The following is a 16,616-nucleotide window of genomic DNA, read 5'->3' on the forward strand; positions in this document are numbered from 1 at the left end:
GTGATGAGTGAGGGCAGGCAGGCTTGTTCGTCGCTAGGGCGTGAACGCACCTTGGAGGATTGGTCGCCCAGGAACGAAGTCAATGAGCCTCGCAGTCTAGTTATCCTGGGATCCACAGGATCCATCGGCACTCAGGCCCTGGATTTGATCAGTCGTCATAGGGATCGGTTCCAGGTGACCGGTTTGGCCGCTGGCGGCGCTCATGTCGAACTGCTGGCCCGCCAAGCGCGTGATTTTGGCGTGACCCGTCTGGCTCTTGCCGAGAATGCCCGGGTTCCGGCCCTGCTGCAGGCTCTCAAGGCCCTGGGATTGAATGGCATCCAGGTAGAGGCAGGCATGGAGGCGGTACAGGCTCTGGCTGGTTCGGGCAGCGATCTGGTCCTCAACGGCATCACAGGATCAGTCGGTCTGCGTCCATCCATTTCGGCTCTGCAGGCCGGATCGCAGCTGGCCTTGGCCAACAAGGAGTCTGTGGTGGCTGGTGGCCATCTGCTCTTTGACGCCCAGCTGAGGCCCGGCCAGATTAACCCGGTCGACTCCGAGCATTCGGCCATTTGGCAGTCTCTGCGTTCTGGGCAGCATGGAGAGGTGGCCCGTTTGGTGGTCACCGCCTCGGGGGGTCCTTTCCGGGGTTGGAGCCGCCAGGCTATGCGCAAGGTTACCCCTGAGCAGGCCCTGAATCATCCGACCTGGTCCATGGGCCCGGTGGTCACTATCAACTCCTCCACTATGGTCAACAAGGGTCTGGAGGTCATCGAGGCCAGTCGGCTTTTCCGCATCGAGCCCGAGCGGATCACTGTGGTCGTCCACCCTCAGTCCGTGGTCCACTCAATGGTCCAGTTCCAGGATGGCGCCACCATTAGCCAGGCTTCGCCTCCTGATATGCGTCTTCCCATTGCCCTGGGCCTTTCAGCTCCCGCTCGTCTTGACAATGTGGCTGCCGCCTGCGACTGGTCCAAGGCCAGTACCTGGACCTTCGAGCCCTTGGATGACCAGGCTTTCCCGGCGGTCAATCTGGCAAGACGGGCTCTGGGAAGCTGCGAGCCCATGACTGCGGTCTTCAATGCCGCCAACGAGCAGGCGGTTCGGGCCTTCCTGGATCACCGGCTGCCCTACCTGGATATTGTCGAAACCATCCGTTCAGTCATGGATGCCATGGAAACGCATCTTCCGGGAACATTCACATCCGTGGAGGTAATGGAGCAAGTCGAGCATGAGGCGCGTCAAAGGGCTGATGCTTTGATAGACATGACTGCGTGAGTAGCATTCCCAAGACCGAACAGTCAGCATCCTCCCAAGGGTTCCGTAAGACAGGCGACCAGGCCATCAGCCAGACTCCTCTGCATCCTCGCCGCCGCTCGCGTCGGATCATGGTGGGGCCTGTGCCGGTCGGCGGGGGCGCACCGATTTCGGTGCAGTCCATGACCAACACGGTCACCGCTGACATCAACGCTACCTTGCAGCAGATCGCCGAGCTGGCTGCCGCCGGCTGCGACATCGTACGTGTGGCTGTACCCAGCCAGGACGATGCCGACGCGCTTCCCATCATTGCGAAGAAGTCGCCCATCCCGGTCATTGCCGACATCCATTTCCAGAGCAAGTACGTCTTCCAGGCCATCGATGCGGGCTGCGCAGCTGTCAGGGTCAACCCGGGCAACATCCGCAAGTTTGACCAGGTTGGTCCCGAGATCTGCAAGGCCGCCACCGATGCAGGCATTTCCCTGCGAATCGGGGTCAACGCCGGCAGCCTGGACAAGGATATCTACGCCCGCTACGGCGGCCCAACCCCCGAGGCCCTGGTCGCCTCGGCCTTGCAAGAGGCCCACATGTTCGAGGACGTGGGTTTTCACGATTTCAAGATCTCCGTCAAGCACCACGATCCCGTCACCACGGTCCAGACTTACCGGCTTCTGGCATCCAAGGGCGACTGGCCCCTGCACCTGGGCGTGACCGAGGCCGGGCCTTCCTGGCAGGGGACCATCAAGTCCTGTCTGGCCTTCGGCGCGCTTCTGGCTGAGGGCATTGGCGATACTATTCGTGTTTCCCTGTCCGCACCGCCTGTGGAAGAGGTCAAGGTGGGCTGCAAGATTCTGGAGTATCTAGGGCTGCGCCAGCGCCACTTCGACATCATCTCCTGCCCCTCCTGCGGCAGGGCCCAGGTGGATGTGATCGAGCTGGCCAAGGAAGTCACCGAGGGGCTCAAGGACATCACCGCTCCCATCCGGGTGGCCGTCATGGGGTGCATCGTCAACGGACCAGGCGAGGCCAGGGAGGCCGACCTGGGGGTGGCTTCGGGCAACGGCAAGGGCCAGATCATCATCAAAGGCAAGGTGGTGCAGACGGTGCCTGAGGACCAGATCGTCCCCACTCTGCTGGAACGGGCTAAGGAAATCGCCGCCCAGATGGATGCCAAGGCGGCTGTCGAGGGTGAAACCTTGCCGGAGGTAGGGCCCATGGTGGTCCCGGTTACCGGCCGTGCCAGCTGAGGGCGTAAGCGCCATCCCCGCCACCGGTTACAATGGCCGACGTGTCCCAAGAGGTTGAGCGTTCCCTCCCCGCAAGCGGGTGGAGCAGGGTAAGACGGCTGATGACCAGTCTGCCTGTCTTCGTCATCCTCATGGGTCTGCTGGTCTCTGTCTCCCACCTGACCGCCGTCCCTTGGAAGTACGAGCCGGTGGACCAGAATTTTCCCACTCTGACTCCCGACACTGCAGTCACCTTCGACTGGCCTGCCGGGGTTGCCAGGGAGGCCATGGGGCAATACCAAGTCGAATCCCGACACCAGGAACTGAGCGTGGAAAGGCCCGCCACGGGCGAGCACCAGCGCATCAGAATTCTAATTCGCGCTCCTAAGGGCGCTTCGGGCCATCGGCCGGCTGTAGTCTTCATGCACGGCGCCGGTTACGGGACCTGCGACAACTCCTTCGGGGACGTGGCCCGGTCCATGGCCTCTGCAGGTTTCGTCACTGCTGTGCTGGACAAGCCGGTATGGTCCACTACGGATGCCGACAGGGACTATCCCGCCTCGGCCAGGGCCTATGAGCGGGTTGCCAATCTGCTGCGCGACCAAGATGATGTGGATGCCTCCAAGGTGGGCATCTATGCCACCAGCGAGAGCACTTGGATCGCAGCCATGCTGCTGACCATGGACCATCGGATCGCCTTCCAGATTCTGCTGAGCCCTATGGTCTATTCCCCGCGGCATGCCATGGGCTTCTTCGTGGCCCAGGACTTCGCCATTGCCGGGGCCAACCAGGGCTACCAGTCGGTGGTCCGTCGGCTTTTCAGCACAGATGCCACTCTCTTGGGCCTGAACAATCTGGACATCGAGCCCACCGACCGCTACACCTACGCCATCCCCACCCTGCTGGCCTACGGGGCCAAGGACGTGATGACCGCACAGGTGGAGGGGGTGCAACGCGTGCTGTCGAAGGCGCACGCCTCAGGCAACGAGAACGTCACTGTGCGTTCCTACCCGGTCTCCAACCATGTGCTGCGGCTGGGGGATGAGGCCCGGACCGGCACACCCCTTGCTGACCGCTACCAGCAGGACATGATCGACTGGGCGGTGGGTCAGGTTCATGGCCTGCATCAGACCAGCCCCAGTGTGGGAGGGGCCACCATCCACCAGTCCATCGCCGTGCCTACTGACCTGCGGGGGCGGCGCTCGCTGACCATCTATATGCTGGTCCTGCACCTGCTGACCCTGGTTCTTTTGCTGGCGGCCCTGGTCATGGCAGTGGTGGCAGGTCTGATGAAATTGTTCCGTCTGCGCAGGCGCAAGGACCCGGTTCTGGGCTTCAGCCATGGCTTCGGCGGCACCTTGGTCACCATCACTGGCACCACCCTGGCCACCCTGGTCCTTTTCGGAGCTGGTCTGGGTCAGGTCATCATGGCCGTGGTACGCCTGGGTTGGGGTGGCGTGCCCGACCAGGCTGGGGTCAGCTACTGGAGCTGGCCGGTCATCCAGGTGGTCTGTGCCCTGGTCATCTGGGCCTGGTCGCGCACCTTCGCCCGTATGGTCGAAGTAGCCTCCCTCAAGGGACTGGACCGATTGCCCGATCAGGTCCGCGCGAGCAAGGCCGGCGGCCCCAGCCTGCGTCAGCAGATGCGTGACATGGATCCCAGACCTGTTCTGGCCTCCACCCGTTTTGGCGTTGCCCTCTTCATCGTCACCACCTTGGCCATGTTCGGAGTCCTGCTGATCTTCGCCTTCTGGGGTCTGTTCATCTATCAATGAAAGGACGGGACCGCCGTGGCTATCTATCGTGACGAGGGCCTTGTCCTCAGAACGGTTAAGCTGGGCGAAGCCGACCGGATCGTGACAATCCTGACCAAGGGGCACGGCAAGGTCAGAGCCGTGGCCAAGGGAGTGCGGCGGACCAAGTCCCGCTTCGGCGCACGACTGGAGCCATTCATGCGTGACGATCTGCTCATCTCTAGCGGTCGGAACCTGGATATCGTCTCCCAGGCGGTATGTCTGGTCCCCTACGCCGATGCCATATGCGTCGACTATGACCTCTACGCCAACGGGGGCGTCATGCTTGAGACCGCCGACAAGCTGGTGGTGGGCGAGCACGAACCTGCCCCGGATCAATACCGTCTGCTGGTTTCCGCACTGGCCAGTCTGGCTGGTCACCGGCATGGCCCCCGTGACATCGGCGCATCTTACCTGCTGCGATCCCTGGCGATGGCCGGCTGGCGTCCCCGGCTGGATTCCTGCATCGTCTGCGGCCGGACCGATCAGCTGACCCACTTTTCGGTGCCTGGCGGCGGGGTGGTCTGCAGCCGGGACAGGACCACCGATGCTGTGGCGGTGGATCCTGCCACTCTGGCCCGCTTCCAGGCTCTGAGCAGCGGGGATTGGTCAGTGCTGGACGGCAAGGTCTCAACCCCCCTGTGCGATGGTCTTGTTGAGAAATGGGGCGAATATTATCTGGAGAGACCAATCAGGTCTCTGCGGCTATTAGATTCTTGAAGCATGAGCTTTGACCCGGTCGACTATACCTCCCTGGATGTGCCAGCAGCCCCCTTCTCCGACCCCGGACGGATCCCGCACTTCCCCAAGGGAGCGGTCCCGCGGCATCTGGGCGTGATCATGGATGGCAATGGCCGTTGGGCCAAGCAGAGGGGCATGGAGCGTACCGAGGGCCACCGGGCCGCCGAGCCGGTGGTCTTCGATACCATAGCCGGAGCCATCGAGGCAGGGGTTCGCTACCTGAGCCTGTACACCTTCTCGACGGAGAATTGGAAGCGCTCGCCGGCCGAAGTGCACTTTTTGATGGGTTTCTCCCGGGACATCATCCACCGTCGGGTGGCCCAGATGGACGACTGGGGGGTGCGCGTGCGCTGGTCGGGCCGTCGACCTCGGCTCTGGAAGTCGGTCATCGACGAGCTGGAGGCGGCCATGGATCGGACCCGGGACAACACCAGGATCGATGTGATCTTCTGCATCAATTACGGAGGCAGAGCTGAGCTGGCCGATGCAGCCACTGACATCGCCCAGGAGGTGGCGGCAGGGCAGATCAAGGGTTCCAAGGTGACTGAGAAGATGATTGCGCAGCACCTTTATAACCCTGACGTACCGGATTGTGACCTGGTCCTGCGCACTTCGGGGGAGCAGCGTACTTCCAACTTCCTGCCCTGGGAGGCGGCCTATGCGGAGCTGGCCTTCGTGCCTGAGCTCTTCCCTGACTGCGGGCGCGAGGTGCTCTGGCGGGCCATCGACGATTACGTCCACCGGGACAGACGCTTCGGCGGTGTGGAGAATGCCTGAGAAAACGAGACATCTCAATTTGTGAAGTTAGCCATAGTCGTCCAAATTTACACGTTCGAACTCTCTTGTAATGCTCTTGAACGGTAGTCTGTGTCATATCGCAGCGGAGCAAGCCATGTCTGCTGTGGAAATCAGGGCAGCAAACGAAGCGAAGGAGTGACAGGCGTGGACGATAAGCAACGCATCATGCAGATCATCGAGGACAAGTCACAGGAGTTCATCGATGCTGCCGACCATATTTGGGGTACTCCCGAGACCAGATTTGCCGTGAAGGAATCGGTTCAGCAGCACTACAAGGTGCTGGAGCAGGAGGGCTTTGACGTCGAGAGGGGCGTAGGCCATATGGAGTATGCCTACGTGGCGACCTGGGGCTCGGGCCGTCCAGTGATCGGCATCACCGGCGAATACGACGCCCTGGGAGGCCTCAGCCAGGTGGCTGATCTGGGCGAGCACAAGCCATTGGTCGAAGGTGGCAATGGACAAGGCTGCGGTCACAACATTCTTGGCATGGCTGCCGTAGCGGCAGGCGTGGGCATTAAGACCTTCATGGAGGAAAAGGGCCTTAAGGGAACCATCAAGGTCTTCGGCTGCCCGGCTGAGGAGTCGGGTTATGGCAAGGCCTTCATGGCCAGGGACAGGGTCTTCGACGGGCTGGACCTGGCCCTGTCATGGCACCCCTCGGATGTGACCCAGGCCTGGGGCTCCTCCAGCCTGGCAGTTCTGCAGGCCTACTTCGACTTCACTGGCGTGCCGGCGCACGCGGCTGCGGCTCCTGAGCTGGGACGGAGCGCCCTGGATGCCGCGGAGTTGATGAACGTGGGTGTGCAGTTCCTGCGTGAACACATGATCGATGAGGCCCGCGTGCACTACGCCTTTATCGATGCAGGCGGCGAGTCGGCCAATGTGGTGCAGTCCCATGCCCGGCTCTACTACTTCGTGCGCGCTCCCAGGATGGATCAGGCTCAGGATCTGTTCAAGCGTGTGGAGAAGATCGCCCAGGGTGCGGCCCTGATGACCGAGACCCAGGTCAAGGAGGAGTTCGACGCAGCCTGCTACAATTTCATCCCCAACCATCCGCTGACCGAGGCCATAGACAGGAACCTGGACGTCGTCGGCCCTCTGCCACTGGACCAGCAGGAGCTGGACTACGAGCGCCGCTACACCGACACGGTCCCCGAGGCCGGCAAGCAGCGGGTGCTCAGTCGTGCCAGGGCCGCCTTCTCTGATCTTTCGGAGGAGGAAGTCAGGAAGATGGCCGAGTCCACCATGGCTCTGAAGAAGTATCCCCTGGTCTTCACCGATACGGCATCGGGGTCCACCGACGTCGGCGATGTCAGCTGGCAGACGCCCACCGCCCAGTTCAGCGGCGGCTTCGAGCCCCAGGGCACCTCACCACACTCCTGGCAGTGGGCGGCCAACGGCAAGTCCTCGGTGGCCCACAAGGGTCTGCTGGCTGCTGGCAAGACCCTGGCTCTGACCGTTTATGATGCGCTGACCGACCCGGACCTGGTCAAGGCCGCCAAGGAGGACTTTGACAAGACATTCGCCGGCCAGGAGTACAAGGTCGTCATTCCTGACGATGTGATGCCCCACTGACCTACTGTTCGGGTGCCGTCGGGCCCTGTGACCCTTTGGATCACTTCGCCTGGCGGCTGTCGGCTTCGACTGAAGGATGACAGACCAATGGCAATCAAGCAATCCTCAAAAACGGCAAGCGGAACGCTGATCTTCTCCCTGATGGCGGGTTACTCGATCGTGTACATGGACAAGAACATGATCTCGACCGCCATCATTCCCATTTCCGAGCAGTTCCATCTTGACTCGGGTCAGACAGGCATCATCATGTCGGCCTTCTTCCTGGGTTACTCGCTCATGCAGATACCCAGCGGATGGCTGGCCGACCGGCTTGGAGCCAAGCGGGTGCTGATGGCATCCATGATCATCATCGGCCTGTTCAGCTACCTGTTCGGCCTGGCTAATGGTCTGATCTTCTTCATCATCGTCCGGTTCTTCGCCGGCATGGGTCATGGCGGCTATCCTCCTTCCTGCTCCAAGTCGATTGCGGAGAACTTCCCCCAGGAACGGCGCACCTTCGTACAGTCTTTGATCCTGTCGACCTCGGGCATCGGCGGCATTCTAGCCTTCGTCCTGGGCGCCAACCTGGTTGCCATCAACTGGCACCTGGCTTACGGCGTGCTAGGCACCCTCTATCTGCTGGCTTTTGTCTGCATCCTGATCTTTGTGCCCTCCCAGCCTCGCCAGCCCGAGGTTGATCAGAAGCCCGGAGCCAAGGGTGCAGGGTTCCTCGAGGTCCTGAAGAATCGGAATGTGCTGGTTCTCTTCGTGGCCATGCTTCTGCTCAACATCCTCCTGTACGGCAATATTTCCTGGATGCCCACCTTTATAAAAAACACCTTCGATCTCACGATCGGCCAAGCTGGCATCCTGTTGGCGGTCAATGCGGTATTCACGACCGTTGCGACCATCTATGCCGGTCAGCTGCTCTCGAAGCTCTTCCTGGGCAGGGAAAAGGCGGCCATCCTGGGTGCCGGGCTGATCAGTGCCATCCTGGTCGTATGCTTTGTGTTCTCGCGCAACATCTGGCTTTCCCTCCTGCTGCTGATCCTGGTGTCCTGCGTCTCCGTGGTGGCCTTCACTGGCATCTTCACCTGGCCCCACAAGATCATGGATCCGCGCATCATCGGCTCCGCCATTGGCATCATCAATACTGGCGGCACCCTGGGCGGATTCCTGGCCCCTATGATCATCGGCTATCTGGTCAAGGCCGCCGGCGGATCCTTCGTTGGAGCCTTCCTCTTCATGGGTGCGGCGGCCATCGCTTCCGGACTGATGGCTCTGCTGGTCAAGGTAGGCAGGTAAAGCCGAAGCTGGATCGGCCTGATTCTGGTTCCGAGGATCAGGTGTCTGGGACCGAGTCATGACTGCCGATCTACGGCAAGGAGTCATTGATAAAGGACTGCTGCCTCTTCTAGGATTTCCGATTTTTGGTTCTGACCATGGATGCTCAAAGGCGAGGCTTGCAAGGCAAAAGGCCTGCCCCCTGAGCGATTTCAGGGAGGCAGGCCTTTTCTATGCCGACTAGGGGAGCAGGATTAGCGATCCGGCTGTTCCCAGATGGTGCCCAGCCGGGCGATAGAGAGGGAGTTTATCAGGGCCTTGCCCTCGCCGGATTCGGCAATCAGGCGGATGCCGCGCGGCCCTTCGGCAGGGAAGGAGTAGGAGGACATGATCTCCAGTCCGTCGTTGACGACGACCTCGATCGAGCCCCGGTCTACAATGATGCGCAGCTTGAGCTTGCCCGAGGACTTGTCGACGGGAGCTGTGCGATAGCCGCGGTCCCCATAGGTGTTGCAGTGGCGGTCCAGCACTACGCGGCCCAGTTGATCGTCGTAGCAAACCAGCGTGTGGTCGCCGGATTGTGTCTTGTGGATCTCCAGACCGATGCGTTCGGCCTGGGACCTGTTCAGATCGATCTCCAGATTGATGTCGGCGGTCTGGGCGTCGTCCATCAGATCCTGGCTGCCGTTCACATCCAACTCGATGGGGCCGAAGTTCTGCTGGTCCTGGTCCAGGTTGGAGAATTCGCGCACGGGCAGGCAGCGCAGATGGTCGCTGGCCAGGGTAACCTCGCGGGGCACCGTGAACTGGCCGCACCAACCATCCTCCTGCATGGGGATGGGCTCGGTGAAGGGGCTCATCCATCCGAAGACCAGTCGGCGGCCGTCAGAGGCCTGGAAAGTCTGCGGTGCATAGAAGTTATGGCCGTCGTCCCAGAGATGGAATTCAGTCTCCTGATGGAAGTCGCCGCCGGGCTGCCAGCTGCCGATCACATAGCCGGCGTTGTTGTGATTGCGGGCTTCGAATCCGTGGGGCTTCAGGCCCATGGCCGAGTAGCAGATCACCCACTTGTCCTCCAGGGGGAACATGTCGGGACACTCCAGCATGAAGACCTGTGGGTCGGGGTGCCGGTAGATCACCCGGTCGAAGGTCCAGTGCTCCATATCCTTGGAGGTATACATCCAGATCTCGCCCCGATGAGCGGGGGTGCTGACTCCGAAGACCATGTACCAGAGTCCGCTCATCTTCCACACCTTGGGATCGCGGAAGTGCAGTATCCTGTCGTCGGGACAGGGGACTACCACTCCCTTCTTCTCGAAGTGGATGCCGTCGGAGGAGACGGCCATGCACTGCTCCTGGAGGTTGCCGTCGTCTTCGTTGACCCCGTTGCGCCAGCGGTGACCGGTGTAGTAGATGGTCAGGCGGCCGTCATCACCAACCACGGCCGATCCGGAGAAGACCCCGTCCTTCTCGAATTCCAGCGTGGGTGCCATGGCCAGCGGCTCGCGCCGCCAGGTGACCAGGTCGGCGCTGGAGACGTGTCCCCAGTGCATGTTGCCCCATTCGCTCCCGTAGGGATTGAGCTGGAAGTAGGCGTGGTAGCGGCCCTTGAAATAGCTCAGACCGTTAGGGTCGTTGATCCACCCTGCCTTGGAAGCGATGTGACACAGTGGATACCAGCGGTCATTGCGGGTGGCGAAGAGCCGATCGATGCTCTTCTGGGCCTTGTCCAGCTGAGCGCTCATATCGGCGTTCTCCTTGTTTGTTGGCTGGTTCATCCTTGAATCCTTTCCGGTCCCCGCCGGACCTGGCTGGTCGGGCGGGATCCGCTGATGGTCGATGTGCATGAATGGATTTGCACGGGGTTCAGCCCTGAGTGACGGCAGTCTTCTGCGAATCCCTGATGAAGGGGTCGCCATCCACCTGCTGGTCGTCGCGCTTGAGCACGAAGATACCGTAGATCAGAGCGACCAGCACCACCAATGAGATGGTATAAAAGGTGACCTGGTCTCCGGCCCGGTCGTGGAGCATGCCCAGCGGTGTGGACAGAGCTACTTGGCCCACCTGGGAGGCGATCTGGAAGCCAACCATGTAGAGGGTGGCAGACAGCTTGGGGTTGAAGTGCAGTGTGAAGTAGCGGAAGGCCGGCAGGCTGAAGAGCGGGACTTCGATGGAGTGGAAGAGCTTGACGATGGAGACCATGACCGGGTCGTGGAAGAAACCGCACAGTCCGATTCTGGCGAACATGACCGTGGCCCCTAGCAAAAGGGAGTTGCGAACGCCGATCTTGCGCATGATGACGGGTACGACGCCCATCATGGCCGACTCCAGGAAGACCTGGAAGGAGTTGAGGACGCCATAAACCTGGTTGCCTAGCTGCGGAGTGGCGAAGAGGTTGGCATAGTAGGTGGGAAACATCTGCTGGTCAAAGACCGTGTAGAAGGTGTTGGTGAAGATCATGAAGACGATCAGCAGCCAGAGGGCTGGCATACCCAGCACGTGAAGCATATCGCCCAAGGAGGGCTGAGACCTCTCGCCCTCGGGGGTCGACTCGCGGCTGATCTCCTCGCGCTGTTCGTCGGGGATCCAGAAGGCGTAGACCAGCAGCATGCAAAGGCCGAAGGCGGAGCCCAGCCAGAAGTTGATCATGGGGTTGATGTTGAAGACGAAGCCGGCGATCAGAGCCACAATGGCGTAGCCGAAGGAGCCCCAGGCCCGGGACTGCCCATATTCGAAGCCAAACTTGCGAGAATAGCGCTCGGTGATGGCCTCGATCAGGGAGCAGCCTGACATGAAGCCGGCCGAGAGGACCACAGCGCCCAGCATGGCGCCAACTATCATGTTGGTACGCATGAGCGGCGCATAGATGAATTGAACGAAAGGTCCCACCAGAGCGGCGATGGCGGCGATGAAGATGGCCAGGCGACGCTTCACGCCAAGTTCGTCCTGGATGACCCCGTAGACAAACATGATGATCAGGGTTGCCACGGAGTTGATGGAGTAGATGTTGCCTACCTGCGTGTTGTTCATCCCCAGGCCCGTCACCAGCCACCGCTGGTAGAAGGACCACCAGATGCCCCATGCGCAGAAGAAGAAGAATATTCCGGTGGAGGATTCCAGATAGGATGGGTTCCTCCACGCCGATGATTTGGCGGCCATGCTGCCCCTCTCTCCTTAGTTGTGCACCGCTTCTCCGCAGTGCCTCCAGGTTCGCTGCACGTCCTATGTGCAGAGCGAATCCTGGTATGTATAGTAGGCTGTCAATCGATTTACGTCAAACGATTGACGAACGCTGTGCGTTCCTAAGAGCACGACTAGTAGCTAGCAAAGGATCCTGACCGATTGGCGATTGCCGCTAAGCCTGCCGGAATTCGATCCTGGCTTATCATCTTGCTAGGGCAGGGGGGGGCGATCCTGGATTTAGTGGCTGGCTACGACTGGGTCCAAGGCGGCATCGAGTCGAGTGGAGCCCTTGCGGATCAGGGCGCAATGGATCCGCACCCCGTCAGTTTGATCAAGCGGTGGCAGGATGGCACGGGTTTTAGGCAGCGGCAGGGCAACGCGACGGGGGTTGATTTGCGCCAGCAGTCGCCGCACTGCCCAGAAGCCCATCTCGTAGTGGGGCAGTTCGACCGTGGTCAAGGGGGGTGCTGTGGTTTCGGCTACGACCTGGTGGTTGTCCACGCCTACCAAATTGAGGTCCCTGGCGATAATCAGATGCCGGGCAGCGGCGGCCTGATACAGGTAGAAAGAGCGCGAATCATTGAAGCAGAAAACTCCATCGGGATGCTGACCGTCCACCAGATCATTCACCTGGTCCATGGCTTCCTGATTGAAGCCCACTAAGCGAATCAAGGCTTTACTCGCAGGTAACCCAGCCTCCTTGAGAGCGGCCTGGTATCCGCGCATTCTGTCTGCTTGTGCCGGCAAATCCTGTGTGGTGCCCAGGTAGGCCACTCGGCGGCAGCCTGATTCGATCAGGTGACGGGTGGCATCGTAGCCGATCAGAAATTCGTCAGGGGCGATGCTGGGGCAGCGGTTGTCCCGCTCTACCGCGTTGACCACCACGGTAGGGCAGGAGCGCAGAGCCTGGGGCAGGTCGACATTCTGGTCATACATTTTGGCGAAGAGGAAGCCGTCCACCCCATAGCGCTTCAAAGCCCGGATCTGCTCGGATTCCCGGACGCTTCCATCGGTGGAGACGGTGAGAAGCACATAGCCGCGCTCGGCCGCCGCATCCTGTGCTCCCTGAATGATGGCGCCTGCATATGGTGTGGTGGCCACATCTTCGCTGATGAAGCCCAGCATGCCGGTCTTGCTGGTACGCAACGACCTAGCCATGGGATTGGGCCGATAGCCCATAGTCTTGGCTGTACTGCGCACCTTTCGGGCGGTTTCCGACTTGACTCTGCCCTTGTCGTGGCCGTTAAGCACCAAGGAGACGGTGGAGACGGAGACGCCTATGCGTTCGGCGATCTGCTTCATCGTGATCATGGGCATACCTTAACTTGCTCAGGCGATTTCAGCGCGGCCGATTTTCGGTGACAAGGAGGCTTCAGCGATTTTTTCCTTCCAGGATCCGGTCGATCAGCTCCACCTTCTCATGGATCTGGTCCCGCTTGCCGGGGCGGATGTCCAGCCTGAGGCTGACGCCGGTCCGATATCCCTGCTCGGCCAGGACCCGCGTGGCCTCTTCCGTAACCTCCATGACCTTGTGCAGATCCCCTTCGATGACGGTGCTCATGGCGTTGGTCTGATTGGGCAGTCCCGAATCCCTGATGACCTTGATGACCTGGGCCACGTAAGTGGACATCTCCTCGCCCTGGCCAGAGGGTGCAATCGTGACCTCGGCTACGGTATTCAGATAGGATGGGTCATTCATATCGGGCATATCGGGAACCTTTCCACATCGATTGGTGTTCGTAGGCAGGATGCCCGGTGTCCCCAGCGGTCACCTGCGCGGCCTCCCGTTCCTCCTTCGATGGTAGGCCTCTACGCTGACAGCCGGTCATCCGCCGAAGGTATGCTGGAGGCCGGTCATCAGGTCGTATGTCCCCCGAGGAGGGGGTTTCCGAGCAGAAGGTGTGATCAGTGGCAGTATCGAAACTGGATGAGGTCATCTCCCTGGCCAAGCGTCGGGGATTCGTCTTCCCTGCAGGGGAGATATACGGCGGGACGCGCTCGGCCTGGGATTACGGCCCCCTGGGCGTAGCGCTCAAGGACAATATCAAGCGCGAATGGTGGAGGACTATGGTCGTTACCCGCGACGACGTGGTCGGCGTAGACACCTCGGTCATCCTGCCCACGGCGGTCTGGGAGGCCTCGGGCCATGTCTCCGTATTCAACGACCCGCTGATCGAGTGCCTGAACTGCCACAAGCGGCACCGGGCCGACACCTTGGAGGAGGCCTACGCTGAGAAGCACGGCCACGATCCGGAAAATGGCCTCAAGGACATTCCCTGCCCGGATTGCGGCACCAAGGGTCAGTGGACCGAGCCGCGGGACTTCAACATGATGCTGCAGACCCACCTGGGACCTGTCCAGGACGAGAAGAGCCTGCACTACCTGCGCCCCGAGACCGCTCAGGGCATTTTCGTGGACTTCAAGTCCGTCATGGCATCCTCCCGCTCCAAGCCTCCCTTCGGCATCGCCAACATGGGCAAGAGCTTCCGCAACGAGATAACTCCCGGCAATTTCATCTTCCGCACCAGAGAGTTCGAACAGATGGAGATGGAGTTCTTCGTCCATCCCGGTACCGACGAGCAGTGGCATCAGTACTGGATCGACGCCAGGACCCGTTGGTACGTGGACCTGGGCGTCAAGCCCGAGAACCTGCGCCACTATGAGCATCCCAAGGAGAAGCTGGCCCACTACTCCAAGCGGACCGTGGACATCGAGTACCGGTTTGGCTTCCAAGGCTCAGAGTGGGGCGAGCTGGAGGGCGTGGCCAACCGCACCGACTACGATCTCAAAGCCCATGCCGAGCACTCGGGCGAGGATCTGAGCTACTTCGACCAGGCCAGCGGGGAACGCTACATCCCCTACGTGATCGAGCCCGCGGCCGGTCTGACGCGCTCGCTTATGGCATTCCTGGTGGATGCCTATGACGTGGATGAAGCCCCCAACACCAAGGGCGGAGTCGACCGGCGCACCGTACTGCGTCTGGATCCGAGGCTGGCCCCGATCAAAGCCGCTGTCCTGCCTCTATCCAAAAAGCCTGACCTGCAGCGGATCGCCCATGACCTGGCCGCCGACCTGCGCCAGAACGAGTGGATGGTGGACTACGACGAGTCCGGCGCTATCGGACGTCGCTACCGTCGTCAGGATGAGATCGGCACCCCCCTGTGCATCACCGTGGATTTTGACACTCTGGATGACAAGGCAGTCACCATTCGCAACCGCGACTCCATGCAGCAGGACCGGGTGGCCCTGGATCAGGTGGAGGACTATGTGCGCCGGGTCGTCGGCGAGCAGCGGGTGCGTTACCCTATGGGCCCGGCTGATCTGACCGGTGCACGTGCCGCTGACGGCTACACGGACCTGGCCGGCGAGCCGGGCACGGACGAGAGCGAACCGATCAAGGTGGCCGAGGCCGGTGGCCGGTACTGAGACTGATCGCGCCGCTTCCAAGGTCGCTCCGGTTCAGCTCGGCCCTATTACCGTGCCTGTGCCGGTCATGCTTTCACCTATGGCGGGTGTGACCAACTGGCCCTTCCGCCTGATCTGCCGCGAGTATGGACCTGATGGGCTGTATGTGGGGGAGATGGTCACGGCCAGGGCCTTGGTGGCGCGCAATCCCAAGGCCTTCCGGCTCTGCCGCTTCGCCTCGCAGGAGAGGGTGCGCTCCCTGCAGCTGTATGGTGTAGACCCTCAGATTATGGAGCAGGCCACGCGGATGGTGGTCGATGCTGGCTGGGCTGATCACATCGACATGAACTTCGGCTGCCCGGTTCCCAAGGTCACTAGGCATGGCGGCGGGTCCGCCCTGCCCTGGAAGACCGACCTCTTCTCCGAGCTGGTTCATCGCGTGGTAGCTGTTTGCTCTCCTGTCGGAATCCCTGTCACTGCAAAGATCCGGGTGGGCATCGACCACCAGCACGAGACCTTCCTGGAGGCTGCTCACATCGCCCAGGAGGAAGGGTGCGCCGCTGTGACCCTGCACGCCAGAACCACGGCTGAATACTATGGCGGTCATGCCGACTGGGATCGGATCGCTCAGCTGGTCCAGGCCGTCGACATCCCTGTCTTCGGTAACGGGGACATCTGGACCGCTGAAGATGCCTTGGATATGTTTGCACAGACCGGATGCGCAGGCGTGGCTATTGGCCGGGGCTGCCAGGGCCGCCCCTGGCTCTTTGCAGACATCGCGGCGGCCCTGGCAGGTTCTCCGGAACGGCAGGAGCCCACCCTGGGCCAGGTGGGGGCCATCATGGCTCGCCATGCCCGGCTCCTGGTCAAGTTCTACGACGGCGATGAGCGCATGGCCGTCCACGATATGCGCAAGCACGTGGCCTGGTATCTCAAGGGCTTCGCCGTAGGAGGACAGGTGCGCCGCGACTTCATGGCCTGCGAGAGCCTGGATGAGCTGGACCGCTGCATAGCTGATCTGGACCAGGACATGCCCTATCCGCGCGCTGTGGCCGGCAAGCCCCGGGGTCGGGTCCGCTATGCCAAAAAGGTCCGTCTGCCCTATGGTTGGCTGGATTCGCGGACCACCACCCATCAGGAGCGCGAGACGCTCTTCGGCAACGACCCTATGGATGCGTCCTACTGAAGATGGAAATATTCTCGTCGCCAACCATGCGCGCCCAGATCTAGAATCAGGGTTTAGAATACGGACAGAACGGCGTGGAGGTTCTCTTGAAAGCCGGGGTAGTCGGCTGCAGTATCCCGTGCCCAAGGCCCACGGCCGTAAGAGAGGGTCGGAACGCCTGTGGGCAAATGCGTGTTGGCGTATACGACCTGCGCTAGAGTTGAGCGT

Annotated in this window: 13 protein-coding genes; 9 read left to right on the forward strand and 4 right to left on the reverse strand. The window is 61.2% G+C overall.

The genetic code is table 11. The features are described from left to right. Positions 1-3 precede the first annotated feature (3 nt). The 7 genes from dxr to ACUIAD_RS05035 all read left to right on the forward strand — a co-directional run bounded on the left by dxr (position 4) and on the right by ACUIAD_RS05035 (position 8,656). Positions 4-1,260 carry a 1-deoxy-D-xylulose-5-phosphate reductoisomerase gene (dxr, locus tag ACUIAD_RS05005; RefSeq protein WP_445342958.1) on the forward strand — a complete coding sequence of 419 codons (1,257 nt, stop codon included), beginning with the start codon at positions 4-6 and terminating at the stop codon, positions 1,258-1,260. Then, the gene (gene ispG / locus ACUIAD_RS05010) at positions 1,257-2,486 is read left to right on the forward strand and encodes a flavodoxin-dependent (E)-4-hydroxy-3-methylbut-2-enyl-diphosphate synthase (RefSeq protein WP_181414421.1); all 1,230 of its coding nucleotides are present in this window, start codon (positions 1,257-1,259) and stop codon (positions 2,484-2,486) included. The genes dxr and ispG overlap by 4 nt, the downstream gene beginning before the upstream one ends. A gap of 101 nt (positions 2,487-2,587) precedes the next feature. Continuing rightward, positions 2,588-4,240, forward strand: a complete 1,653-nt coding sequence (locus ACUIAD_RS05015; RefSeq protein ID WP_110451842.1) for an alpha/beta hydrolase family protein — start codon at positions 2,588-2,590, stop codon at positions 4,238-4,240. A 15-nt stretch (positions 4,241-4,255) separates the two neighbouring features. After that, positions 4,256-4,978 (forward strand): DNA repair protein RecO, encoded by a 723-nt coding sequence (recO, locus tag ACUIAD_RS05020; protein WP_110451843.1) that lies wholly within the window; start codon positions 4,256-4,258, stop codon positions 4,976-4,978. A 3-nt stretch (positions 4,979-4,981) separates the two neighbouring features. Beyond that, entirely contained in the window at positions 4,982-5,776 is a 795-nt protein-coding gene (locus ACUIAD_RS05025) for an isoprenyl transferase (RefSeq protein WP_110451844.1), read from the forward strand. Between the two features lie 165 nt (positions 5,777-5,941). Beyond that, the gene (locus ACUIAD_RS05030; protein ID WP_110451845.1) at positions 5,942-7,372 is read left to right on the forward strand and encodes an amidohydrolase; all 1,431 of its coding nucleotides are present in this window, start codon (positions 5,942-5,944) and stop codon (positions 7,370-7,372) included. Positions 7,373-7,459: 87 nt separating this feature from the next. Next, the gene (locus ACUIAD_RS05035) at positions 7,460-8,656 is read left to right on the forward strand and encodes an MFS transporter (protein ID WP_110451846.1); all 1,197 of its coding nucleotides are present in this window, start codon (positions 7,460-7,462) and stop codon (positions 8,654-8,656) included. Positions 8,657-8,889: 233 nt separating this feature from the next. Here the strand turns inward: ACUIAD_RS05035 and ACUIAD_RS05040 are convergent, their stop codons facing one another. The 4 genes from ACUIAD_RS05040 to ACUIAD_RS05055 all read right to left on the reverse strand — a co-directional run bounded on the left by ACUIAD_RS05040 (position 8,890) and on the right by ACUIAD_RS05055 (position 13,526). After that, entirely contained in the window at positions 8,890-10,413 is a 1,524-nt protein-coding gene (locus tag ACUIAD_RS05040) for a glycoside hydrolase family 32 protein (RefSeq protein WP_110451847.1), read from the reverse strand. 88 nt (positions 10,414-10,501) lie between these two features. Then, positions 10,502-11,794: an MFS transporter gene (locus tag ACUIAD_RS05045; RefSeq protein WP_110451848.1), complete on the reverse strand. Its 1,293-nt coding sequence runs from the start codon at positions 11,792-11,794 to the stop codon at positions 10,502-10,504. Between the two features lie 261 nt (positions 11,795-12,055). Continuing rightward, positions 12,056-13,129, reverse strand: coding sequence for a LacI family DNA-binding transcriptional regulator (locus ACUIAD_RS05050; protein WP_445342959.1), 1,074 nt, complete (start codon positions 13,127-13,129; stop codon positions 12,056-12,058). Positions 13,130-13,190: 61 nt separating this feature from the next. Then, positions 13,191-13,526 (reverse strand): MTH1187 family thiamine-binding protein, encoded by a 336-nt coding sequence (locus ACUIAD_RS05055; protein ID WP_110451850.1) that lies wholly within the window; start codon positions 13,524-13,526, stop codon positions 13,191-13,193. Between the two features lie 200 nt (positions 13,527-13,726). On the opposite strand from ACUIAD_RS05055, the gene ACUIAD_RS05060 reads away from it, so the two are divergent. Next, positions 13,727-15,244 carry a glycine--tRNA ligase gene (locus ACUIAD_RS05060; protein WP_110451851.1) on the forward strand — a complete coding sequence of 506 codons (1,518 nt, stop codon included), beginning with the start codon at positions 13,727-13,729 and terminating at the stop codon, positions 15,242-15,244. Continuing rightward, positions 15,231-16,409, forward strand: coding sequence for a tRNA dihydrouridine synthase DusB (dusB, locus tag ACUIAD_RS05065; RefSeq protein WP_110451852.1), 1,179 nt, complete (start codon positions 15,231-15,233; stop codon positions 16,407-16,409). The genes ACUIAD_RS05060 and dusB overlap by 14 nt, the downstream gene beginning before the upstream one ends. Positions 16,410-16,616 lie beyond the last annotated feature (207 nt).

Source organism: Bifidobacterium sp. ESL0819 (assembly GCF_052606245.1).